Raw genomic sequence first — 671 nt, forward strand, 5'->3', positions numbered from 1 at the left:
GCGGCGTGGCCCTCACCGACTTCGGACTCGCGGCCATGCCCCGGCCCGGCCGCGAACTGTCCGTGACGCGCGAGGCGTTGACCCCCGCGTACGCGCCGCCCGAGGCCTTCCACATGGCCGAGCCCACCCCCGCCGGAGACCTCTACTCCCTTGCCGCCACCGTCTACGCGTTGCTGCGGGGCCGCCCGCCCCACCACCCGGACGACGGGACCCAGCTCAGCCTCGCCGAGCTGATCGTGCGCCACACCTGGCCGTACCCCGACCTGCCCGGCGTGCCCGCCGTTCTCAACTCGGCCCTCCGGTACGCCCTCGCCCCCGACCCGCGGCACCGGCTCTCCGACGCGGGCGCGTTCCGTGACGCCCTCGCCGCGGTCGATCTCGACACCGTCGACCTGGGCGGCACCGGGGACGGCGAGGGCAGGGGCGGCCCGGAGGACATTGACGACAGGGGCCGCAGCGGCGGCCGGGAGGGCTTGGGCGGCCCGGAGGGCTGGGGTGGCGGCGGCTTCGGGCCCGCGCCCACCCTGGCCACCGTCCCGGCGTACCGGGACGCCGTGCCCTCGCCGCCGACGACGGCGGGGCCGCCAGGCGCCGCCGGTGGACACGGCGACACGACGATGGGGCGCGGGCCGGTCCGCGACAGCACGGTGGGGCGCGGGGCCGTGGGTGAC

The 671-nt window shown here is 78.4% G+C and carries 1 protein-coding gene; it reads left to right on the forward strand.

Annotation, left to right across the window (positions count from 1 at the left end; translation table 11 throughout):
* Positions 1 to 671: protein kinase domain-containing protein (locus AOK15_RS46445; RefSeq protein ID WP_420876842.1), on the forward strand; the 671-nt coding region annotated here is incomplete at both ends.

The sequence above is a fragment of the Streptomyces ossamyceticus genome (assembly GCF_001418475.1).
In the GTDB taxonomy this organism is placed as follows: Bacteria; Actinomycetota; Actinomycetes; order Streptomycetales; family Streptomycetaceae; genus Streptomyces; species Streptomyces ossamyceticus.